The organism is Afipia sp. 1NLS2 (assembly GCF_000178995.1).
Classification (GTDB): Bacteria; Pseudomonadota; Alphaproteobacteria; order Rhizobiales; family Xanthobacteraceae; genus Afipia.
On the sequence record NZ_ADVZ01000005.1, the window covers coordinates 32502 to 54942 of the forward strand.

Sequence of the window (22441 nt, forward strand, 5' to 3'; positions counted from 1 at the left end):
CCATGCGCATCGCGACATGGAACGTCAACTCGGTGCGCCAGCGCCTCGACCATCTGCTGACATGGCTCAAAGAGCGCGAGCCCGATCTCGTCTGCCTGCAGGAAATCAAATGCCTCGATGAGGCATTTCCGCGCGAGCCGATCGAAGCGCTCGGCTACAATGTCGTGACGCACGGGCAGAAGACCTTCAATGGCGTCGCGCTGCTGTCGAAATATCGCTTCGAAGAAACCAGGCCGCAGCTCGCGGGTGATCCCGAGGACCTTCACGCCCGCTTTCTCGAAGGCGTCGTGTCGCACAAGGACGGCACCTTCCGCCTTGCCTGTCTGTATCTGCCGAACGGCAATCCCGTGAACACGGAAAAATATCCGTACAAGCTGCGATGGATGGACCGGCTGATCGAATATGCGCGCGAGCGGCTGAAGTCGGAAGAACCGTTCGTGCTTGCGGGGGATTTCAACGTCATCCCGACCCCCGCCGACGTCTACAATCCGCAGGCCTGGCTTGAAGACGCGCTGTTCCTGCCGCAGACCCGCGACAAATTTCAGACGCTGCTCAATCTCGGTCTGACGGACGCCTTCCGCGCGACCTCAGACGCGCCACGGCAGTACACGTTCTGGGATTATCAAGCTGGCGCTTGGCAGAAGAACAACGGCATCCGCATCGACCACCTCTTGATGTCGCCGCCCGCGAGCGACCGCCTCAAAGCCGCCGGCATCGACAAGCATGTGCGTGGCTGGGAAAAAGCCTCGGACCATGTGCCGGTGTGGGCGGATCTGGATTTCTAGATAAGGGATATTCCGGGGCGCGAGTGAACCGAGCCAACCCGGAATCTCAAGGTGCCGGCGCGGGATTCCGGATCATCGTGCAGGAGCGCTATGTCCGGAATGACAGATCAGTCGCGGCGGCCCTGCACCCAGCGCTGCAACATCTGCAGGGCCATGGCGCGGTCGTCTTCCGAGGCCTTCGCAAGCGCCTCATTGTAGCTCTGGTGAATCCATTTCTCGTCCGGCGTGGCGCTTTCCTGTGCGAGCGTCAGCCACATCAGGCCGCGCGCGGCCTGCCGCTGCAAATGATCGCCATTGAACAACATCTGGCCGAGCAGCGCCTGCGCTTCATGCTGGCCCTTGTGCGCGGCAAGACCGAGCCAGCGCACGCCGTACTTCACATCGCGCTGGATGCCTTTGCCTTCCAGATACATCCGGGCGAGGCTGTATTGCGCCTCGGCGCTGCCGAAATATGACGCGGCGTAGGAGAACATCTCCCGCGCCCGCTCTGGGTCGCGCTTGATGTTGGAATTGGCGATACCCGTGGTGTAGTAGCGCCCAAGCGCCACGAATGCATTGGCCACGATATTGGCCTGCGGCGCACCCGGGCTATCCTCGGCGTGCTGGTTGGCGATCCGGCTGAAGTAATCGAAGGCGCGCAGATCGTTGCGCTCAACACCCACGCCATCGGCAAACATCTTGCCGAGCTTCCACTGTGCCGCAGCGTGCCCGTCCTCGGCGGCATATTGCAGGGCGGTCAGTGCATTGCTGTTCGGAGGCAGGGTCTTCTTCACCACCGCGACGCCGGAAGACGTGGTCACCGCTCCGAGCGGCGCCGACGCGCTGTCGGGATCGACCGTTCCGTCAAAGGCATAGGTCCGCGTCATCGCAAAAACGGCGACGGTCGCACACGCAACAATGACGCCACCCTTAAATATCCGCATAGCAACTCTTCTCACCCGCCCGTCCTGGATGGGTCACCGCGCCCTTGATCGCAGGTCCAACCTGTTGGGCGTATTTCCAGAGTGCCCCGGAACCCGTGCCGGTTTCGCGCGGTTTCCAGGCCTTGCGCCGCTCGGCCAGTTCGGCGTCGCTCAATTTCACATTGAGTGTGCCGGCCTCGGCATCAAGTTCGATGATATCCCCATTTTGGATAAGGCCGATCGGGCCCCCGACCGCAGCCTCGGGACCGACATGCCCGACACAGAAGCCGCGCGTGGCACCGGAGAAGCGGCCGTCCGTGATGAGCGCAACCTTGGCGCCCATCCCCTGCCCGTAAAGCGCAGCCGTGGTGGCGAGCATTTCGCGCATACCGGGGCCGCCCTTGGGGCCCTCGTAACGGATGACGATGACCTCGCCTTCCTTGTAGGTCCGTTTGTCCACGGCCTCGAACGCGTCCTCTTCGCAATCGAAGACGCGCGCAGGCCCGGTGAATTTCAGAACGGACATTCCAGCGACTTTCACGATCGCGCCATCGGGAGCGAGGTTGCCCTTCATGCCCACGACGCCACCGGTCACCGTGATCGGCTTGTCGGCGGGGCGCACCACATCCTGATGCGGATTCCATTTCACGCTGGCCAGATTTTCGGCAATCGTCCGGCCGGTGACCGTCAGACAGTCGCCGTTCAGGAAGCCGTGATCCAGGAGCGTTTTCATCAGCAGCGGGATGCCGCCAGCTTCGAACATGTCTTTGGCTACATAACGGCCGCCCGGTTTCAAATCCGCGACATAAGGTGTCTTTTTGAAGATTTCAGCCACGTCGAACAGGTCGAATTCGATGCCGCACTCGTGGGCGATGGCGGGCAAATGCAGCGCCGCGTTGGTCGAGCCGCCGGAGGCTGCGACGACGGCCGCGGCGTTTTCCAGCGCCTTGCGGGTCACGATCTCGCGCGGGCGGATGTTCTTGGCGATCAGTTCCATGACCTTCTCGCCAGCGGCGGAGCAGAAGGAATCGCGGATTTCGTAAGGCGCAGGCGCACCGGCCGAATACGGCAGCGCGAGGCCAATGGCCTCGGAGACGGTCGCCATGGTATTGGCGGTGAACTGCGCGCCGCAGGCGCCCGCCGAGGGGCACGCCACACGCTCGATTTCGTCGAGGTCGGCGTCCGACATCTCGCCGACCGAGTGCTTGCCGACCGCCTCGAACATGTCCTGCACAGTGACCTGCTGCCCCCGGAAATTGCCGGGCAGAATCGAGCCGCCATAGATGAAGATCGACGGCACGTTGAGGCGGCACATCGCCATCATCATGCCGGGCAAGGACTTGTCGCAGCCGGCGAGCCCGATCAGCGCGTCGTAGGAATGGCCGCGGATGGTCAGCTCGACGGAATCGGCGATCACCTCACGTGACGGCAGCGAGGAACGCATGCCCTCATGGCCCATAGCGATGCCGTCGGTGACGGTAATGGTGCAGAACTCGCGCGGAGTGCCGCCAGCGGAGGCGACGCCCTTCTTCACGGCTTGAGCCTGGCGCATCAGCGAAATGTTACAGGGCGCGGCCTCGTTCCAGCAGGTCGCCACGCCGACAAACGGCTGGTGGATCTGCTCGGTGGTGAGGCCCATGGCATATAGGTAGGAGCGATGCGGAGCGCGGGTCGGACCCTCCGTCACATGGCGGCTGGGCAGTCTCGACTTGATGTTGGTCTTCGCGTCCATCTCAAAACCTTCGCCGCGGCAGCCCTTTCGCTCAAAACCCCTGAAAAAGCGGGCTTTCGCAATCGTCACGCGGCGGATCACTGCATCCACGCTACATGAACACGATTTCATGGACGCGTGTGGCCAAATCGCGGCGCGCGCAAGGGCTTACTACGACGAGGGTTAAATGTTCAAAAACTGTGGCGGCTTCGCAACATTTGTTGCGCCAAAACCACCCGCCCGCGTGCGGTGCAGCGTGCCGCCGTCATCGCGGACCGACGGTGCCTGTCGCCTTCAACCGGGCCGATCTGACCCAGCCGGAGACGCTCTCGCCGGTTCTCGGGTTCAAATACATCACGGATGACCAGCCATCGGCAGACTGGGCATAGGCGATCAGGGCGCCCTGCGGGATGACGAAGACGCCGCTTATCGGGCAACGACATCGGGCGCCGCATAGAATTGAAGCCGCCCGGCACCGGTGACAGCCATGCTCAGGGGTGGTGAAAATAGCGGGATGTGCCGGGTCCCGGTCTCTGGCTCCCGGCAGTTTTCGGCGACAAGAACGGGCTCGCCCAGGACGCTGGAGGATAGGCCGGTCAAAACTACCGCCCGGGCCCAGACCGTTTTGACGCCACCCCCGCGCACGTCCGCTCCTTCGCCGGGGGCAGTTACAATTTTACATGTTCAGCATGCGGCCATAGGCGTCGAGCACCGCTTCCTTCATCATCTCCGACAGAGTCGGATGCGGGAAGATGGTGTGCATCAACTCTTCCTCGGTGGTCTCGAGGTTCATCGCCACCACGTAGCCCTGAATCAACTCGGTGACCTCCGCGCCGACCATGTGCGCGCCGAGAAGCTGACCTGTCTTCTTATCGAAGATCACCTTGACGAGACCTTGATCCTCGCCGAGCGCGATTGCCTTGCCGTTGCCGACGAAGGGGAAGCGGCCGACACGGATATCCTTGCCCGCCTCCTTCGCCTTGGCCTCGGTCAGGCCGACGGAAGCCACCTGCGGATGGCAATAGGTGCAGCCGGGAATCAGAAGTTTGTCCATCGGATGCGGGTGCAGGCCCTTGATCGCTTCGATACAGATCACGCCTTCATGCTCGGCCTTGTGCGCGAGCATTGGCGGGCCCGCGACGTCGCCGATGGCGTAGATGCCCGGCACGTTGGTCTTGCCGTAGCCGTCGATCACGATGCAGCCGCGGTCGGTCTTTACGCCGAGCTTCTCAAGCCCGAGGTTCTCGATGTTGCCGACGACGCCCACCGCCGAGATCACGCGCTCGGCGGTGATCTGCTCGGTCTTGCCACCAGCCTCGATGGTGGCGGTGACGCTGTCGGTCTTCTTGTCGAGCTTGGTGACCTTCGCACCGGTGAGGATGCGGATGCCCTGCTTCTCGAACTGCTTGCGCGCAAGCCCTGCGATCTCCGCGTCCTCGACCGGCAGAATCTGCGGCAGCACTTCGACCACCGTCACCTCCGCGCCCATGGTGCGATAGAACGAGGCGAACTCGATGCCGATCGCGCCGGAGCCGACCACCAGCAGCGACTTCGGCATCTTCTCGGGCACCATCGCCTCGAAATAGGTCCAGACCAGTTTCTTGTCCGGCTCAAGCCCCGGCAGCACGCGCGGACGCGCGCCGGTCGCGACGATGATATGCTTGGCCTGATAACTGCCCGCACCGAGCACGCCCTTCGGTGCATCGGCGCTGCCACCCTTCACCGTGATCTTGCCAGGCGCATCGATCGTCGCCTCGCCCCAGATCACGGTGATCTTGTTCTTCTTCATCAGAAAGCCGACGCCGTCATTGAGGCGCTTGGAGACGCCGCGCGAGCGCTGCACCACGGCCTTGGCGTCGTAGCCGACTTTCTCGGCGGACAGGCCGTAATCCTTGGCGTGCTGCATGTAGTGGTAGATTTCCGCCGAGCGCAGCAGCGCCTTGGTCGGGATACATCCCCAGTTGAGGCAGATGCCGCCGAGATGCTGCTTCTCCATGATCGCGGTTTTGAAGCCGAGTTGGGCGGCGCGAATGGCGGTGACATAGCCGCCGGGGCCAGAGCCGATCACAACGACGTCGAATGAGGTATCAACCATAAAATGCTCCGTTCGCCACAAGGCACATCATCGAGAAGAATAAGCGATGGCGCAACACGCGCCTTACTTTTTGTAATAGTCCTGCACCGTCTCCCACGCGACACTCTGCAAGAAGGCTGCGGTCTTGTCGTCGAGGCCTGCGCGATAAGAATTGCCGACGGGCGAGCGATTGTAGACCGACGCCAGTACCGTGCAGGCCGCGAGATAGGTGCCTGCGAGCGTCGGGTGCCGCTTGTCCTCGACATTGAGGACAAGATCGGGCCGCTCCTTCCTGGCGCGGGCGAACGCGAGACCGGCAGGGATCACCAGCATGTTGTTGTCGTTGCCGGCGGTGGTGTAGGCCTCTGCCAGTTGCTCGGTCATCTCCGGCTTGTCGGCATATGCCCACGACATGAACAGCACTGGATCGGCACCATGCTTGCGCACGATCGCGGCATCCTTCGCCACCGACTCACCGAACAGCGACTTGAGCTGCGGATGCACCGGACACTGGCTGCAATCCATCATGATCGCCAAGTCGAACTTCTTGTTACGCGTGTTCATGACGACTTCGTTGTCGCCAACGAACGAATAGGATGCCATGCCATCGGTCGAAAAGAGCGACTCCACATCGTGCCAGTTCAGTCCTGAGCCGCTGATCGTTGCGGAGGTCGCCTTGTAATGCGCAGCCGGATCGGCGGCATTTGCCAGCTTCAGCACATGATTGTGCAGGCTGTTGTTGTAATAAAAGAAGCTGTTGCCGATGTAGAGAACCGTCCTCGGCACCTCATCGAGTTCGGCGACCTTCGGTTTCACCTGCGCGTTCGCGGCGGTGAATGACAGTGCAAGAATGGCTGCCAGCAGCCACCGACCGTTCCGCAGCATTGCCGACCTCACCTTTGCGACAAGATAACCCGTTACGAACGTACGGCCTCACGCAAGACGAGCGCGCGGCGCACCAGCCACCATTGCGAGACGATCACGACCCAGAATGGAATCGAAAGCAACAACACGTTACCGAATTCGAATTTCGCATGGGCGCGGGGCGATGCCCCCGCCGCAAAGCCGACGATGATAAGCACGACCGGGATCAGCATCAGCAGCCGCAGCGCATAGAAGACGGCCTCGCGCCATTGCTTCCGCGTCGCGGCGACAGCGAACACGATAGCACCAAGGGCCGCATAGAACGGCATCAGCGCGAGCTGCTGCGTGCCGCTAAGAGCGCAGCCGCCATGCCAGCAGGCCGCAAGCGACTGCAGAGCGACCGTCGCCACGCCCCCGAGGAGCGCGGAAACGGTGGCTGCAAGAATGATCGTGCCGAAAAACTTCATGAGTATCTCAGGGTGCGAGGCGTACGCCTCACACCACCATCATGACCGGGTTTTCGATCAGCAGGCGGAAGGCGCTGAGAAGCTGCGCGCCGAGCGCGCCGTCCATCGCGCGATGATCGCAGGTCAGCGTCACCGTCATGATGGTCGCGATCTCGATCTTGCCGTTCCGCACCACCGGCCGCTCCTCGCTCATGCCGACCGCGAGAATGGTCGACTGCGGCGGGTTGATGACGGCGGTGAACTGCTTCATGCCGTACATGCCGAGGTTCGACACCGCCGTGCTCGCGCCCTGATATTCCTCGGGCTTGAGCTTGCGTGCCTTGGCGCGCGCGGCGAGATCCTTCATCTCGTTGGAAATCGTCGCCACCGACTTCGCATGCGCGCTGCGGATGATCGGTGTGATCAGCCCGGTCGGAATCGACACCGCGACCGAGACGTCCGACACCTTGTGGCGCAGCATCGCCTCGTCGGTCCAGGTCACGTTGGCGTCAGGCACGCGCTGCAACGCCATCGCCAGAGCCTTGATGACGAAATCGTTGACCGAGAGCTTGTAGGCCGGCTTGCCGTCTTTGTCCTTTGGCGCAAGGCCGTTGATCTCCTCGCGCGCGGCGACGAGCTTGCCGATATCGCAATCGCAGGTGAGGTAGTATTGCGGCACGTCGCGGTCGGACGCCGACAGGCGCTGCGCGATCACCTTGCGCATCTGATCGTGCGGCACCGCCTCGTAATTGTCCTTGTTGAACAGCGACAGTATCTGCGCATCGCTCGGACCCGGCGTGTAGGATGGCGCAGCACCGCTACCGGCGGCGGCAGGCTTCAAGCCCTTGCCGGACTTCGCCTCGTCGATGTCGCGGGCGACGACGCGGCCATGCGGGCCAGTGCCGGTGACGCGCGACAGATCGATGCCCGCTTCCTTCGCAAGACGGCGCGCCAGCGGCGAGGAAAACGTACGTGCGCCGTTTTGAACCGGGGCAGCCTGTGGCGCGGCTGGCGCTGGCGCGGCAGATGCCGTCGGCTTTGCAGCCGGTGCGGGCGCAGGAGCAGCGGCAGGCTTCGGCGCTTCAGCGGCTTTCGGTGCTTCCGCTGCCTTCGGCGGCGGAGCGGATGCGCCACCACCGCTCGCGGCGGCCTTCACGTCCTCGCCCTCACCAGCGAGCACGGCAATCACCTGATTGACCGGCACGTCGGCGGTGCCCTCCGGCACCAGGATTTTCGCGATGGTGCCCTCATCCACCGCCTCGACTTCCATCGTCGCCTTGTCGGTCTCGATCTCCGCTATCACATCGCCGGAGGAAACCTTGTCGCCCTCTTTCTTGAGCCACTTGGCGAGGTTGCCCTTTTCCATCGTCGGCGACAGAGCAGGCATCAGAATGTTGATCGGCATGACCGGACCCTGCCCTTAGCGGTATGAGACGGCTTTGGCGGCGGCGACAACTTCCTCCACCGTCGGCAATGCGAGCTTTTCAAGATTGGCCGCGTAAGGCATCGGCACGTCCTTGCCCGACACCCGCGCGACCGGCGCATCGAGATAATCGAACGCATGCTCCATCAGCCGTGCGGCGATCTCGGAGCCGACGCCGGACTGCTGCCAGCCTTCCTCGACGACCACGGCGCGTCCGGTCTTCTGCACCGAGGCGATCAGTGTCTCGGTATCCATCGGACGAATGGTGCGCAGATCGATGACCTCGGCCTCGATGCCTTCCTTGGCGAGTTCTTCCGCCGCCTTCAGCGTCCACGTCATCGCATGCGACCACGAGATCAGCGTGACGTGCTGGCCGGTGCGTGCGATGCGCGCCTTGCCGATCGGCAGCACGTAGTCGTCGAGCTTCGGCACTTCGAAGCTCTGGCCGTAAAGAATTTCGTGCTCGAGGAAGATCACGGGGTTCGGGTCACGAATCGCGGCCTTCAGCAGACCCTTCGCATCGGCCGCCGTGTAAGGCGCGATCACCTTGAGGCCCGGAATCTGCGAATACCACGCCGCATAGTCCTGGCTGTGCTGGGCCGCGACGCGCGCCGCCGAGCCGTTCGGGCCACGGAACACGATCGAACACCCCATCTGCCCGCCGGACATGTAGAGCGTCTTGGCGGCCGAGTTGACGATCTGGTCGATCGCCTGCATGGCGAAGTTGAACGTCATAAATTCGACGATCGGTTTCAGCCCTGCCATCGCCGCACCGATGCCGACGCCCGCGAAGCCGTGTTCGGTGATCGGCGTATCGATCACGCGCCGCGCCGAGAATTCCTGCAGGATGCCCTGCGTGATCTTGTAGGCGCCCTGATATTCGGCGACCTCCTCACCCATGATGAAGACGTCTTCATCGCGGCGCATTTCCTCGGCGATGGCATCGCGCAACGCATCGCGCACCGTCATCGTCACCATTTCGGTGCCGGCCGGAATGTCGGGATCGGGCGCGGCCTGATTCGCCGGTGCGGCAGGCGCGGCATCCGATTTCGGCACAGCCGGTGCAGGCGCTGCGGCTGGAGCTGTGTCCGCCTTCGGGGCGGGTGCCGGTGCGGCAGGCGCCTTGCCAAGATCGGCGGCGCTTTCACCATCGGCCAGAATAGTGGCGATCGGCGTATTGACGGCGACATCGGCGGTGCCTTCCGGCACGAGGATCTTGCCGAGCGTGCCTTCGTCGGTCGCCTCGACTTCCATCGTCGCCTTATCGGTTTCGATCTCGGCGATGACGTCACCGGACTTGATGGTATCGCCTTCCTTCTTCAGCCACTTGGCAAGGTTGCCCTTCTCCATCGTGGGCGAGAGCGCGGGCATCAATACTTGAATCGGCATGGTCGGGTGCTCGCGCTTAGCGGTAAATGTCGGTGTAGAGTTCGGACACGTCCGGCTCCGGATCGTGCTGGGCGAAATCGGCGGCTTCGTTGACGATCTCGCGCACTTCCGCGTCGATCTTCTTCAACTCCGCTTCATCGACCTTGGCGTCGAGCAGACGCTTGCGCACCTGCTCGATCGGGTCCTGATCGTGGCGAACCTTCTCGACTTCCTCGCGCGTCCGGTATTTCGCGGGGTCGGACATCGAGTGGCCGCGATAGCGGTAGGTCTGCATTTCGAGAATGTAAGGGCCCTTGCCTTCGCGGCACCACGCCGCGGCACGCTCGGCCGCCGCCTTCACCGCGCGCACGTCCATGCCGTCGACCTGCTCGCCCGGAATGTTGAACGCGATGCCGCGCTTGGAGAAGTCAGTCTGCGCGGACGAGCGCGTCACCGAGGTGCCCATCGCGTAGCGGTTGTTCTCGATCACATAGATGATCGGCAGCTTCCACAGCTCGGCCATGTTGAAGCTTTCATAGACCTGGCCCTGGTTGGCCGCGCCGTCACCGAAATACGCAACACTGATATTGCCATTGTTGCGGTAACGGTTGGCGAAGGCCAATCCGGTGCCGAGCGGCACCTGCGCGCCGACGATGCCGTGGCCGCCGTAGAAGTGCTTCTCCTTGCTGAACATGTGCATGGAGCCGCCCTTGCCCTTGGAATAGCCGTGGCGGCGTCCGGTCAATTCCGCCATCACGCCCTTGGGGTCCATGCCGGTCGCCAGCATGTGGCCGTGATCGCGGTAGCCGGTGATGATCTGATCACCCTGCTTCAACACCATCTGGATGCCGGTCACGACGGCCTCCTGTCCGATGTACAGATGGCAAAAGCCGCCGATCGCGCCCATGCCGTAAAGCTGTCCCGCCTTTTCCTCGAAGCGGCGGATCAGAAGCATGTCGCGCAGCGCGGTGAGCTCCTGCTCCTTGGTGAATTCCAGTTTGGCGGCACTGGCCGACGTGCCTTTGGTCGCGGCTGCCGAAGGTTTTCCAGATGGCATGAGATGTCCGGATAAGAGAGGCGATGAATCCTCTCTACTCCAACTCTGATCGGCGTGGAAGGATCGCGTAACGCCGCAGGATTACAAAACATTTTGCAGCGCAGCGACTTGAAATTTATGGCATCGCCCGCGTGCGATTTTGAAATTTGTGTTGTTTGTTTTGCGATCGCGTCACATCGAGACGTTATCGTCGCCTGTGGGGATACGTTTTGCATCCTGTTTATGCACAAGCGAATAAATAAGAACGTGCTGGAAAGCAGATATCAGCAGGCCCCGATGAGAGAAGATTCTTCTCTCATCGGCCAATGCCACAGGTGGCGTACGATATTCCAAGTTCAGCGATTGAGGAGACGAACCAGATCGCGCGGATTTGCGTAGCCGAGCTGGTACCGCGCTTCTTCGTCGAGCATATCGGGATCGACACGGTCGGAGCGCAGAAGCGCAACGTGTTTCTCTTCATCGGCGCGCTGGGCCTTGAGTCGGGCCAGCTCCGTCGTCAGCGTGGCGGCTTCCTTTTCCAACTCGACGCGGGCATTGAGGCCGTAGCGGCCGGTATAGGCGTTGACGCCGAAATAGGTGATGAAACCGGCCGCGATCGCATAGAGCGCGAGGCCGGTCAGGATCGCCTTGAATCGTGCGCGAGAAACCATCCGCGCACGATGCCCCGGCAGGGTTAATGCCGCGCTAATGCCTTACGCCGCGGCAGCTTTCTTTTGCTTTTCAACGAACGCGGCGAAGGCCTCGCCATATTGGTGCAGCACCTTGCCGAAGCTCTCGCTTGTCACCTCGCCCTGCTCGTTGAACGAGTTCCCGACGTGGGTCAGGTAGATTTCCGGTTGGCCCAGGATCGGCCCCGTGATGCCCGGCAATGAGCGCTTCAATTCCATCGCCGCGCTGACGCCGCCGAGCGGGCCCGGCGAGTTGCCGATGATGCCGACAGGCTTGCCCAGAAACGCACTCTGTCCTGAAGGGCGCGAGGCCACGTCGATGGCATTCCGGAGCACGCCGGAGACCGAGCGGTTGTATTCCGGCGTAACAAAGATCACCGCATCCGACGCCTTGATCTTGTCGCGGAACACCAGCCAGTCCGCGGGCGGATTGGCTTCAAGGTCCTGATTGAAGAAGGACAGACCATGCAGGGTCGCCACGTTCAGCTTCAGCGAAGCTGGAGCCATCTTTGCCAGCGCATTGGCGACCTTGAGACTGAAGGATTCCTTGCGAAGGCTTCCGACGATGACCAGAACTTGATGGGGCATGAGCACGTCCTTCGGGCAATGAGGCAGTAGGGTTCGACTGACGCACACATTAGGGCGCGTCACGAAAGATGCAAGTGCATGAAAACCCGCCGGCAAGGCTGCCGTCACGTGAGTATGTTGTCTTGGTCAGCCCCGGCTACGCGCGCCGAGCCCTCCCGGCCTATCAGGAGATTGCGACATGAAGGCTCTTTCCGCCACGGTTGCGTTGCTCGTTCTTGGATCGTCGGTTGCCTACGCAGAGAAAAAGCCGCTTCGCCCGAAGCAAGAATGCATCGATCTGGCGCATGCGCGCGGATTCGACAGAAGTCAGGGTCAGCACGGCACCGCAAACGGGGGCATGAACAAATTCATTCATGACTGCCGGCGCGGGCTGGTAAAGTAACAATGCAAAAGCCCGGCCAGAGGCCGGGCTTTGACGTCATCGCATCACGCAGCAAGCAATCTGGCGAGAGCCCAGCCTGTCGCGAGTGCGACAGGATCAAGCCAATGCGCGAAGTGCTGCGCGACCCGCATAGATCGCCTGGTTGTCGAGCTGCTGCTCGATACGCAGGAGCTGGTTGTACTTCGCAGTGCGGTCGGAACGCGCAAGCGAGCCGGTCTTGATCTGCCCGCAATTGGTGGCGACCGCGAGGTCGGCGATGGTGGAGTCTTCCGTCTCGCCGGAGCGATGTGACATCACGGCCGTATAGGCCGCCTTGTGCGCCATCTCCACGGCGGCGAGCGTTTCCGTCAGGGTGCCGATCTGGTTGACCTTGACGAGGATCGAATTGCCGATGCCCTTCTTGATGCCATCGGCAAGCCGCATGACATTGGTGACGAACAGGTCGTCTCCGACAAGCTGGACCTTCCCACCAATCAGATCGGTCAGTTCCTTCCAGCCGTCCATGTCGTCTTCCGCCATGCCGTCCTCGATCGAGACGATCGGATAGCGGTTGGCGAGGTCCTGCAGGTACTTCGCCTGCTCGGAGCGCGAGCGGGTTTTCTTCTCGCCTTCGTAGACGTACTTGCCGTCCTTGAAGAATTCGGTCGAGGCACAGTCGAGCGCCAGCATCACGTCGCTGCCTGCCTTGTAGCCAGCCTTGCCGATGGCGCTCATGACGAAGTCGAGCGCGGCATCGGCCGACGGCAGGTTCGGCGCGAAGCCGCCCTCGTCGCCGACATTGGTGTTGTGGCCGGCCTTCTTCAGTTCGCCGCGCAGCGTATGGAAAATCTCCGCGCCACAGCGCAGGGCTTCCGCGAAACTCGCCGCGCCGACCGGCATCACCATGATTTCCTGGAAATCGATCGGGTTGTCGGCATGCACGCCACCATTGACGATGTTCATCATCGGCACCGGAAGCGTGCGCGCGGAAGTGCCGCCGACATAACGATAGAGCGGCATGTCGCAGGACGCTGCCGCAGCTTTCGCCACCGCCAATGAGACGCCGAGAATGGCGTTCGCGCCGAGACGCTTCTTGTTCGGCGTGCCGTCAAGCGCGATCATCGCGTTGTCGATCTGCACCTGCTGCTCGGCATCCATGCCACCGATGGCATCGAAAATCTCGCCGTTGACGGCCTCGACTGCCTTCTGCACGCCCTTGCCGCCATAGCGGCCCTTGTCGCCGTCGCGCAGTTCCACCGCCTCGTGGGCGCCCGTCGAAGCCCCCGACGGCACGGCAGCGCGGCCCATCGAGCCGTCCTCCAGAACCACATCGACCTCGACCGTCGGATTGCCACGGCTGTCCAGGATTTCGCGGCCAATAATATCGACGATGGCAGTCATGAGCGCCTCATTTGGATTGGATGGGAAACAGGATGGCTGCTTCTACAGCAAGGATTCCGGCGGGAAAAGCCGCATGGGCGCATAACAGAATTCATGGCCGGATGCAGGACCCGTGACGTACCCCGTCGATTTCGCTATCACCGCGGCAACGGAGAAAACAAATGTCACGAAAGCCGCGTAAATCGGCCGCAAAGGCCCCGCTCCAGCTTGGCCGCCCGGTCACCCTGCCCGCCTCGCCCGACAAGGCAAAACTGGACCGTGTTCCCAACCCGCATCGCGGCACCGGCTATCTGGTGCGTTTCGCGGCACCCGAATTCACCAGCCTGTGCCCGATCACCGGCCAGCCCGATTTCGCGCATCTTGTGATCGATTACGTGCCCGGCGACTGGCTGGTGGAATCGAAGGCGCTGAAACTGTACCTCGCGAGCTTCCGCAACCATGGCGCGTTTCACGAGGATTGCACGGTCGCGATCGGCAAACGCCTCGTACGCGAGATCAAGCCCACATGGCTGCGCATTGGCGGCTACTGGTACCCGCGCGGCGGCATTCCGATCGACGTATTCTGGCAGACCGGCAAACTGCCGAAGAACATCTGGGTGCCGGATCAGGGTGTGCCACCGTACAGAGGGCGCGGCTAGGACGAAGCAGCGGTGAAAATACGCCGGAAGTTCGCGAGATCCTTCACCGGCAGATCGCACACGGCGACATAGGTCGCCTTGCCGTCGCTCCAGCTCAGGGCCTGATAGCCGGACCGGCTCACCACCGGCAGCGATAGTCCCGGAGCAAGCACCGTCAGGCTCACCACATGGGTGTCGTGTTTGTACACGACGGTCGGGACCGGCGTGTTGCCGACGACATCGATACGGCCTCCCGAGAGCGTGAACCCCTGTTGCGCCAGGTTGAGCACCTGAGGGGAACGCGCAATGCGGGAGATGAACCACGGCCTGACGACGTGACTGTCCGAGGAAGCAACGTCGAACGGCTGCGATGCCAGCAACCCACGCACGTGACTTGCGATCACCTGCTGCACGAGCTCCTGCCGCGAACGGTACTGGTCGAGGGCCAGTATCGAAGCCGCGCTGATCAACACCCCAACAATGACCGCCGCCGCCAGCGCGCGCCACGACCACCGCTTTCCCCGGGGGCTTTCACCCGCAACCGTCGCGCCAACGCGCGCCCGCAACGTCGCCGGCATGTCCTCCTGTGGAATAGCCCGCAGCGCGTTGCTCAGAGCAAGCATCTGTTCAAAGCGCAGCCGCAAGCCCTCGTCGCTTGCAAGGCGCTTCTCAAACGCATGCGCGGCATTCGCATCGCACTCACCGTCGAGATAAGCCTGCAACTCAAGATCGTCGTCGTCCGGAGATGCCATCATTTATCCTGCTCTCCCAGCATGTATGCGAGCACGTCCCTGCTTCGCGCCAGGCGCGACATCACCGTGCCGATGGGAATGCCCGCGATCTCTGCAATCTCGCGGTAACTCAACTGATGCATTTCGCGAAGAACGATGATTTCGCGCAGCGGTGCCGGCAATCTCGTCAGCGCATCCTGCACGCTTTCGATGTCCAGCTTGAGCAGCAGTACCTGCTCAGGCGTCTGCACGCCGGACCGATGCGCATCGCCCTGCTCCATCTGTTGGCGGTCTGCCTCACCGAGATCATCAGCGAGAACCACCGCCCTGGGCCGGTTCTTCAGGAGCCAGCTATAGGCCGTGTTCCGGACAACCGAGAGCGACCACGCACGCGCATTGGTGCCGTCGAAGGTCTGGATCGCCCGAAACGCCCGCAGCGACGCGTCCTGCACGACGTCTTCAGCATCCGCGCCGTTACCCGTCAGCCAGCGCGCCAGACGGTAGGATTCCGTCAGGTGCGGCAGAAACACCTCATCGAACAGCGAGCGATCATCGCGATTTGGCAAGGCCGCACCCGGGCACTGCATCATACCGGAGCCATCCGGAAACTCCGGCACCTTGGTTTTAGCACATCGGGTCGATGTCGGCACGACCAGCCGCAGCCGGGGCTTCATGAGCAATCTTCGCCGCCTTTCTGCATCACGTCACGGCGTGACGACAATCTTTCCGGTCATGTGCGGATGCAGACCGCAAAAATAATCGTAGGTCCCCGCACTCGTGAACGTGAAAGAATAACGGTCATCGGTATCGAGCGCCTTCGAGCGGAAACCCTTGTCCTTTGCAACGACCGTATGCGGGATGTCGTCGCGGTTGATCCAGGTCACGGTCGTGCCTACCGGCACAGACAACTCAGCCGGACCAAAAGTGAAATTGTCGATGGTGACTTCCTTAGCCGTGCCTTCCGCCTTCACCACGCCAAGCCCCAGCATCGCTCCGCTGGCAAGGCCGAACACAGCAGCCGCAACGAAGGTCCGGCGATTTGCGATCATTCCCATAATGAGTTTCCTTAACTTGCGAGCGTTTTATCGATGAACGCGAGTGGCTTGCCGCCCTGCACGACATTGATGCTCGTGAGCCCAAGCATGGAGCGAAGCTGCTCCGCCGGAACGCGCATCGGCCCCGGCGATGGAGCAGCACCCGGCGCCGGTTGCGGAAACGCCGTGGACATCGCGGTGTGGAAGGTCACGTTGCCTTCGACCTTCTGCAGCAACTGATGGATGTGGCCGTTGAGCACGGTCACCGAGCCGAAGCGCTTCAGCATCTCCAGCACGCGCATGCCGTCGTCGGTGCCCCAGCCCCATTCGCGATAGACCGTCTGCAGCGGGATATGCGCGAACACCACGATGGGCGTCTCGCTCGACCTGTCCCTGAGGTCGGCCTGCAGCCACGCGAGTTGCTCTGCGCCGAGATTGCCAAGGCCGCCGCTTTTCAGATCGACGACATTGACGAGGCCGATGAAGTGCACACCGTGATCGTCGAAGCTGTACCAGCCTGCGCCCTGCGTGCCCTTGCCGTAGCGATCGAGGTACGCCTTGCCCTGATCCTCATCGATGATGTCGTGCTCGCCGGGAACGTAGTGAATTTTCACGCCGGTCTCACCGAACACCTGATCGGCATTGTCGAACTCGGTGGGTTTCGACAGGTGCGTGATATCGCCGGTGTGAATGATGAAGGACGGCTTGACCGGCATCGCTTTCACGATGCCCACCGCCTCGCGCAAGGTGCCGAGCGCATCGGGATTGGCGGCCTTATCGAACCCGATGTGGCTATCGCTCATTTGCAGAAACGTGAAGCCGGACGACGGCGCTGCGCTCGCGTCGCCGATCAAACCTACGGAATGCGGGACGCCACCGCTGACAGTCCACAGGACGCCGGTTCCAGCCCAGATCATGCATTCGAGGGCGTGGCGGCGGCCGAGGTCGGGATGATCTTTTGACATGGCAGTCTCCCTGAAAGGGCCCACGGAGGGCGCTGTTCAGGAGACTGGGCAGAGAGCGAATTTATTCGCCCGGTCCGAAGATTTTTATTGGCTGCGGTGAGCGCGCCTTCGCCAGCGCATCGAACGCCATCAGGTTCCTCACCAGCGGCTCGAAATCCTTCAACGGCACCATGTTCGGCCCGTCGGATGGCGCATGATCGGGATCGGGATGGGTTTCGATGAAGACGCCTGCGACCCCCACCGCCACCGCGGCACGCGCCAGCACCGGCACGAACTCACGCTCGCCACCCGATGACGTGCCCTGCCCACCCGGCTGCTGCACCGAATGGGTGGCGTCGAAGATCACCGGCGCGCCGGTGGTACGCGCGAGGATCGGCAGCGCACGCATGTCACTCACCAGCGTGTTGTAACCGAACGACGCGCCGCGCTCCGTTACCAGCACGTTGGCGTTGCCGCCGCTGGTGATCTTGGCGACGACGTTCTTCATGTCCCAGGGCGCGAGGAACTGGCCCTTCTTGACGTTGACGACCTTGCCGGTGGCTGCCGCTGCAAGCAGCAGGTCGGTCTGCCGGCACAGGAAGGCCGGAATTTGCAGCACGTCCACCGCCTGCGCGACTTCGGCGCACTGTGTGGCGTCGTGCACGTCGGTCAGCACCGGCAGGCCGAGCGTCTCGCGGATTTCAGCAAATATGGGAAGCGCCTTCGCAAGCCCGATGCCGCGCTCGCTGGAAACGCTGGTGCGGTTGGCCTTGTCAAATGAGGTTTTGTAGACGAGGCCGATGTTGAGCCGCGCGGCGATTTCCTTCAGCGCCGAGGCGACTTCGAGCGCGTGCGCACGGCTTTCCAACTGGCACGGCCCGGCAATGACCGACAGCGGCAGATCGTTGCCGAAGGTGACGTTGCCGACGGATACGGTTTTCGAGGCTGAAACCAAAGGGGTGCTCCGCATTGAGGCCCCCTTTTGCCGGGAGCGCGGGACAAGATCAAGGCGATCCAGCCGCTTTGAAGTTGTTAAGCTTTTTACGCCTGCTCGAAAATCAGCGTCGCCCCAAACGCCGCCTCCGGCGCGATGACCACACGCCCGACCCGGCGGTGATGCGCGATGCCGCTTGCGCTCAACTGCGCTTCGAGATGAACCAGATCACGCACTTCGAGGCGCAGGCCGGACAACTCCGCGCCCTCCCCCGCCATTGTTTTCACAACACCGAATTGGTCGCGAAAGCTCGGCACTTCCATCAGATCGATGTCACCGTGCGGCGTCACAGACTTCACACCGATCGAATTGGAATGCAGCACCCGCACGCCGGTGAAAGCGGAGAGAAAAATGTGATGGTCGGCCGGATTGTCGGCAACCAGCACCACACCACCGACACCAACCGTTCCATTGCCGTGAACCTGACGCGCCGGATTCCAGAAATTCTGCGGAAAATGATGCTGGCAGACGGCAAAGCCCGCATGCGGCGAAAGCCCATCACGCGCGAACGCCAGCGAGAACGCGACCTTGACCGGCGCACCGTCCGGCCCTGCACCATCGCGCTCGAAATCGAACACCTCAAAACCACCAATGCCTGCTTCATCGAATAGTTTTGCATCGGCGCGCGCGTCGGTGCTGGCCAGCAGCACCATGCTCAGGCCTTCATGCGCTTTCAGGAAATCGCGCTGGAAGGCGCCGAACGAAAACTGCCCCGGCGCACAAGGCACGATCTTCTCCGGCTCCGCGACTTCCAGAAGCTCGATGAAGAAGCCCGGCAGCTGGATGATGCGGTTGTGCGTGCCCCACGGATGGCGATTGCGGCCACCGACCTGAAAACCCGCGCGCACATAAAAATCAGCCGCCGCATCGAGATCGTGCACGGTGTGCACCACATGGTCGAGGCCGCGCGGCCGCGACCATGTCTGCGTCGGCATGATCGGACGATCGTTCACTTCACCGAGGAATATGACGTCGGCGTCAGGAAGGAGCTCGCGATGTTCGCGACGATCTGGCCGTCCTTCTCGGTCTCGGCGCGTTCCTTGATCCACTCCGGATCGGACTGGAAGGCATTCCACTTCTTTTCGCGCTCGGCGAGCGAATCCCATTCGAGCAGATAAGTCAGTTCCTGATTGGACGGCCCCACCACCGTGGTGAAGAAACCGGCCTGCTTGATGCCGTGCTTCTCCCAGATCTTCAACGTCTTGGTCTCGAAGCGCTTCGACAGCGCAGGCAGACGGCCCGGCAGGCAGGTATAAACACGCAGCTCATAAATCTTCGACATGGCAAACCCCGGATTTCGATGGCGGCTTTATAGCGCTCCACCGAGGGCATGTCTTTGCCTCGTGCAGCCGATTTCTCTCCGCCATTCGTTCAGCTTGGGGGGAGCCGAGACGATAGATCAACGGGCAAACCGGTCCGTCGCCAGCTTGAGGTCGAACGCCTCTTTTTCGGTAAGCCAGTGAATATTCTTGGTGGCCGACATCACCTGGAGGATCGACGGCGAGACCCCCATTCGCGTCATGTAGGTAAGGATGATACCCGTGGTCTTCTGGGTGTCGGCAACGATGTCGCGGCGGAAGTCCGCGGTTTTCGGCGCTTCGGTGGTGAACTGATGAACGCCGAGTACTGATCCGGGAAAGGCTTCGCGAATTGTCCCGCCGGCAAAAATGAGCACGCAGGCGCTGGCGCAATAAGACGAGCGCAGGCGGCCTTGAGCATCGGCTTTTGCCACCATGGTGGTCAGTCCGCGCGAACGAATGACGTCGCCCATGATGAGGGCCTGATCGAGTTGCCCGCCCGGCGACGACAGCACGACAAAATCGCCTTCGGTCAGTTTCGCCGCGTCCAGCTTCTCGCGAAACCAGATCGCGGCCGCGGCGCCGATCTCACCCGAGACGGCCAGCGCGCGATGCAAGCGCCCAGCCTCCTCGATCCGGATGACCGATGAGGTCAGCGTCGGCGCAAAATACCGGTCCTTCCAGTAGGCCCATGCCGACGGCTGGGACAAATCCTCCCAGGCCCGACCGCCCCACAGAGCGAAGATGAGGACAACGAACAAAACCGATGACAGCCAGCTACGGCCAAACCAGCGAACACGCTTCGCGGACGGCTGCCGATCCGGTGCCCTCGGTTCCGGGCCGGGAGTTGCACCCCATGGCCGCGCCGGTTCATCGCGGGACGGCGGTTTGATGTTGGGAATTTTCATCGGCCCGATCACGCTCGCCAGAATGGCCCGGCGCAGCCTATCCGGCCCGCGGATGCCTGTTCAATGGATTGTGCGAACGATCAAACCAGACGGCTCTGCGCCGCTGCCGCCTCGATGAAGGACGAAAACAGCGGGTGCGGATCCAGCGGGCGCGACTTCAATTCAGGATGGAACTGAACGCCGATGAACCACGGATGATCCTCGTATTCGACGATCTCCGGCAGCACGCCATCGGGCGACATGCCCGAGAAACGCAGGCCGTGCTGCTCAAGCCGGTCCTTGTAGGCGGTGTTGACCTCGTAGCGGTGACGATGGCGCTCTGAAATCTCGGTGACGCCGCCATAGACCTGCGAGACGCGGCTGCCCTTGCGCAGCACTGCCGGAAAAGCGCCGAGCCGCATGGTGCCGCCGAGGTCGCCCGCCTTCGAGCGCTTCTCCAGCTCATTACCGCGCAGCCACTCGGTCATCAGACCGACCAGCGGTTCTTTGGTTTCGCCGAACTCGGTGGAATTGGCGTCCTTGATGCCGACGAGATTGCGCGCCGCCTCGATCACCGCCATCTGCATCCCGAAGCAGATGCCGAAATACGGCACGCGGCGCTCGCGCGCGAACTGCACCGCCTTGATCTTGCCCTCAGCCCCGCGTTGGCCGAAGCCGCCCGGCACAAGGATGCCGTTAACGTGTTCGAGGAACGGCGCGGGGTCCTCGCGCTCGAACACCTCGCTCTCGATCCAGTCGAGATTGACCTTCACCTTGTTGGCGATGCCGCCGTGCGACAGCGCCTCGATCAGCGATTTGTAGGCGTCCTTCATGCCGGTGTACTTGCCGACCACGGCAATCGTCACCTGACCCTCGGGGTTGCGGACCCGCTCGTTGATCTCGTGCCATGGCGCCAAAGCGGGCGGCTGCTTCGGCTCGATGCCGAACGCGGCCAGCACTTCATCGTCGAGACCGGCGATGTGGTAGGCCTCCGGCACCGCATAGATGTTGTCGACGTCGCGCGCCTCGATCACCGCACTTTCGCGCACGTTACAGAACAGGCCGAGCTTGCGGCGCTCCTCCTTTGGGATTTCCCGGTCGGTGCGGCATAGCAGGATGTCGGGCTGGATACCGATCGAACGCAGTTCCTTGACCGAATGCTGGGTCGGCTTGGTCTTCAATTCGCCCGCGCTCGGGATGTAGGGCAAGAGCGTGAGGTGGATGTAGATCACGTCGCCGCGCGGCAGGTCATTCTTGATCTGGCGGATCGCCTCGAAGAAAGGCAGGCCCTCGATGTCGCCCACCGTGCCGCCGACCTCGCAGAGCACGAAGTCGTAACCCTCGTTGCCGGTAAGGACGAAATCCTTGATGGCGTTGGTGACATGCGGGATCACCTGCACGGTCGCGCCGAGATAGTCGCCGCGGCGCTCCTTGGCGAGGATCTCCTGATAGATGCGCCCGGTGGTGATGTTGTCGGCCTTGCACGCCGGGCGGCCCGTGAACCGCTCGTAGTGGCCGAGATCGAGGTCGGTTTCCGCGCCATCGTCGGTGACGAACACCTCGCCGTGCTGATACGGCGACATCGTACCGGGGTCGACGTTGAGGTAGGGATCGAGCTTGCGAAGGCGGACCTTGTAACCTCGCGACTGCAGGACAGCGCCGAGCGCCGCCGATGCAAGTCCTTTTCCGAGCGAGGAAACCACGCCGCCGGTGATAAAAATGTACCGCGCCATGGGAGCCTACCTTTATCGCCACGGGCGAGATTCGCAAAACGAATCGCCCTTCCCCCCGGAAAAAATCATTCCCTGTGGGTTACGTTGAATTTTAAACAAACACAGCCGGTTAGCGGCCACCGCTCAGGCGCGATGGCAGCAAAGCCGGGGATGTGTCCACCGATAGTTCGGGCTTGTTCGAACCCTTACTTGGACTGCGGCGCCTGCGGAGCGGCCGGCTCTGCGGGCTTGAGCGAATCCAGAAGGTTCTTTTCCGGTGCCGGCGAGCCCGATTGCGACGTCGGCGCGGGATTGATCAGCGACTTCGGCCGGTTGTCGTAACCGGCCAGCCAGGACAGGAACAGGCTGGTGATGAAGAAGCCCGCCGCCAGAATTGCGGTGGTCCGGGTCAGAAGATTCGTGGTGCCCCGGCTCGACATGAAGCCACCGCCACCACCGCCGCCGATGCCAAGGCCACCGCCTTCGGAACGCTGCAACAGCACGACGCCGATCAGGGCGGCGACAATGATGAGATGAATGACGATAACGACGGTCTGCATAATGTCTTTCCGTCAC

Annotated in this window: 24 protein-coding genes; 3 read left to right on the forward strand and 21 right to left on the reverse strand. The window is 62.3% G+C overall.

Annotated features, from left to right (window positions below; all coding sequences use genetic code 11):
* Positions 1–2 precede the first annotated feature (2 nt).
* Positions 3–785 carry an exodeoxyribonuclease III gene (gene xth, locus AFIDRAFT_RS16280; protein ID WP_009340696.1) on the forward strand — a complete coding sequence of 261 codons (783 nt, stop codon included), beginning with the start codon at positions 3–5 and terminating at the stop codon, positions 783–785.
* A gap of 107 nt (positions 786–892) precedes the next feature.
* Here xth and AFIDRAFT_RS16285 read toward each other — a convergent pair whose 3' ends face one another.
* The 10 genes from AFIDRAFT_RS16285 to AFIDRAFT_RS16330 form a co-directional block, all read right to left on the reverse strand.
* A complete protein-coding gene (locus AFIDRAFT_RS16285) occupies positions 893–1708 on the reverse strand; it encodes a tetratricopeptide repeat protein (RefSeq protein ID WP_009340698.1) in 816 nt (271 codons plus the stop codon).
* Positions 1695–3419: a dihydroxy-acid dehydratase gene (ilvD, locus tag AFIDRAFT_RS16290; RefSeq protein ID WP_009340701.1), complete on the reverse strand. Its 1725-nt coding sequence runs from the start codon at positions 3417–3419 to the stop codon at positions 1695–1697. Before ilvD ends, AFIDRAFT_RS16285 begins: the two co-directional genes overlap by 14 nt.
* Before the next feature lie 655 nt (positions 3420–4074).
* On the reverse strand, positions 4075–5493 hold the full coding sequence (gene lpdA, locus AFIDRAFT_RS16295) for a dihydrolipoyl dehydrogenase (protein ID WP_009340705.1): 1419 nt from the start codon (positions 5491–5493) through the stop codon (positions 4075–4077).
* A 63-nt stretch (positions 5494–5556) separates the two neighbouring features.
* On the reverse strand, positions 5557–6357 hold the full coding sequence (locus tag AFIDRAFT_RS16300) for an SGNH/GDSL hydrolase family protein (RefSeq protein WP_009340707.1): 801 nt from the start codon (positions 6355–6357) through the stop codon (positions 5557–5559).
* A gap of 32 nt (positions 6358–6389) precedes the next feature.
* The gene (locus AFIDRAFT_RS16305; RefSeq protein ID WP_009340709.1) at positions 6390–6803 is read right to left on the reverse strand and encodes a hypothetical protein; all 414 of its coding nucleotides are present in this window, start codon (positions 6801–6803) and stop codon (positions 6390–6392) included.
* Between the two features lie 28 nt (positions 6804–6831).
* Positions 6832–8187, reverse strand: coding sequence for a pyruvate dehydrogenase complex dihydrolipoamide acetyltransferase (locus tag AFIDRAFT_RS16310; RefSeq protein ID WP_009340711.1), 1356 nt, complete (start codon positions 8185–8187; stop codon positions 6832–6834).
* Positions 8188–8202: 15 nt separating this feature from the next.
* Positions 8203–9594 (reverse strand): pyruvate dehydrogenase complex E1 component subunit beta, encoded by a 1392-nt coding sequence (locus AFIDRAFT_RS16315; protein WP_009340712.1) that lies wholly within the window; start codon positions 9592–9594, stop codon positions 8203–8205.
* A gap of 16 nt (positions 9595–9610) precedes the next feature.
* Positions 9611–10630: a pyruvate dehydrogenase (acetyl-transferring) E1 component subunit alpha gene (gene pdhA, locus AFIDRAFT_RS16320; protein ID WP_009340713.1), complete on the reverse strand. Its 1020-nt coding sequence runs from the start codon at positions 10628–10630 to the stop codon at positions 9611–9613.
* Positions 10631–10965: 335 nt separating this feature from the next.
* Entirely contained in the window at positions 10966–11280 is a 315-nt protein-coding gene (locus tag AFIDRAFT_RS16325) for an FtsB family cell division protein (protein WP_009340714.1), read from the reverse strand.
* 42 nt (positions 11281–11322) lie between these two features.
* Positions 11323–11886, reverse strand: a complete 564-nt coding sequence (locus AFIDRAFT_RS16330) for an NADPH-dependent FMN reductase (RefSeq protein ID WP_009340715.1) — start codon at positions 11884–11886, stop codon at positions 11323–11325.
* A 178-nt stretch (positions 11887–12064) separates the two neighbouring features.
* Here AFIDRAFT_RS16330 and AFIDRAFT_RS16335 point away from each other — a divergent pair, with 178 nt between their 5' ends.
* Positions 12065–12268: a hypothetical protein gene (locus AFIDRAFT_RS16335; protein ID WP_009340716.1), complete on the forward strand. Its 204-nt coding sequence runs from the start codon at positions 12065–12067 to the stop codon at positions 12266–12268.
* 96 nt (positions 12269–12364) lie between these two features.
* On the opposite strand, the gene eno is transcribed toward AFIDRAFT_RS16335, so the two are convergent.
* Positions 12365–13648 carry a phosphopyruvate hydratase gene (eno, locus tag AFIDRAFT_RS16340; RefSeq protein WP_009340717.1) on the reverse strand — a complete coding sequence of 428 codons (1284 nt, stop codon included), beginning with the start codon at positions 13646–13648 and terminating at the stop codon, positions 12365–12367.
* 161 nt (positions 13649–13809) lie between these two features.
* On the opposite strand from eno, the gene queF reads away from it, so the two are divergent.
* Positions 13810–14286 carry a preQ(1) synthase gene (gene queF / locus AFIDRAFT_RS16345; RefSeq protein WP_009340718.1) on the forward strand — a complete coding sequence of 159 codons (477 nt, stop codon included), beginning with the start codon at positions 13810–13812 and terminating at the stop codon, positions 14284–14286.
* Here the strand turns inward: queF and AFIDRAFT_RS16350 are convergent.
* The 10 genes from AFIDRAFT_RS16350 to secG form a co-directional block, all read right to left on the reverse strand.
* On the reverse strand, positions 14283–15020 hold the full coding sequence (locus AFIDRAFT_RS16350; RefSeq protein ID WP_009340719.1) for an anti-sigma factor family protein: 738 nt from the start codon (positions 15018–15020) through the stop codon (positions 14283–14285). The two genes, queF and AFIDRAFT_RS16350, sit on opposite strands and share 4 nt — an antisense overlap.
* The gene (locus AFIDRAFT_RS16355; protein WP_009340720.1) at positions 15017–15670 is read right to left on the reverse strand and encodes a sigma-70 family RNA polymerase sigma factor; all 654 of its coding nucleotides are present in this window, start codon (positions 15668–15670) and stop codon (positions 15017–15019) included. Before AFIDRAFT_RS16355 ends, AFIDRAFT_RS16350 begins: the two co-directional genes overlap by 4 nt.
* A gap of 30 nt (positions 15671–15700) precedes the next feature.
* Entirely contained in the window at positions 15701–16051 is a 351-nt protein-coding gene (locus AFIDRAFT_RS16360; protein ID WP_009340721.1) for a cupredoxin domain-containing protein, read from the reverse strand.
* An 11-nt stretch (positions 16052–16062) separates the two neighbouring features.
* Positions 16063–16995 (reverse strand): metallophosphoesterase family protein, encoded by a 933-nt coding sequence (locus AFIDRAFT_RS16365; protein WP_009340722.1) that lies wholly within the window; start codon positions 16993–16995, stop codon positions 16063–16065.
* 61 nt (positions 16996–17056) lie between these two features.
* Positions 17057–17944, reverse strand: coding sequence for a 3-deoxy-8-phosphooctulonate synthase (gene kdsA, locus AFIDRAFT_RS16370; protein ID WP_009340723.1), 888 nt, complete (start codon positions 17942–17944; stop codon positions 17057–17059).
* A gap of 71 nt (positions 17945–18015) precedes the next feature.
* The gene (locus AFIDRAFT_RS16375) at positions 18016–18903 is read right to left on the reverse strand and encodes a VOC family protein (RefSeq protein ID WP_009340724.1); all 888 of its coding nucleotides are present in this window, start codon (positions 18901–18903) and stop codon (positions 18016–18018) included.
* A 14-nt stretch (positions 18904–18917) separates the two neighbouring features.
* Complete coding sequence (locus tag AFIDRAFT_RS16380) at positions 18918–19250, reverse strand: NIPSNAP family protein (RefSeq protein WP_009340725.1); 333 nt, start codon at positions 19248–19250, stop codon at positions 18918–18920.
* A gap of 117 nt (positions 19251–19367) precedes the next feature.
* Complete coding sequence (locus AFIDRAFT_RS16385) at positions 19368–20174, reverse strand: COG3904 family protein (RefSeq protein WP_009340726.1); 807 nt, start codon at positions 20172–20174, stop codon at positions 19368–19370.
* Between the two features lie 80 nt (positions 20175–20254).
* The gene (pyrG, locus tag AFIDRAFT_RS16390; RefSeq protein WP_009340727.1) at positions 20255–21886 is read right to left on the reverse strand and encodes a CTP synthase; all 1632 of its coding nucleotides are present in this window, start codon (positions 21884–21886) and stop codon (positions 20255–20257) included.
* Positions 21887–22071: 185 nt separating this feature from the next.
* Positions 22072–22425: a preprotein translocase subunit SecG gene (secG, locus tag AFIDRAFT_RS16395; RefSeq protein WP_009340728.1), complete on the reverse strand. Its 354-nt coding sequence runs from the start codon at positions 22423–22425 to the stop codon at positions 22072–22074.
* Positions 22426–22441: the final 16 nt, after the last annotated feature.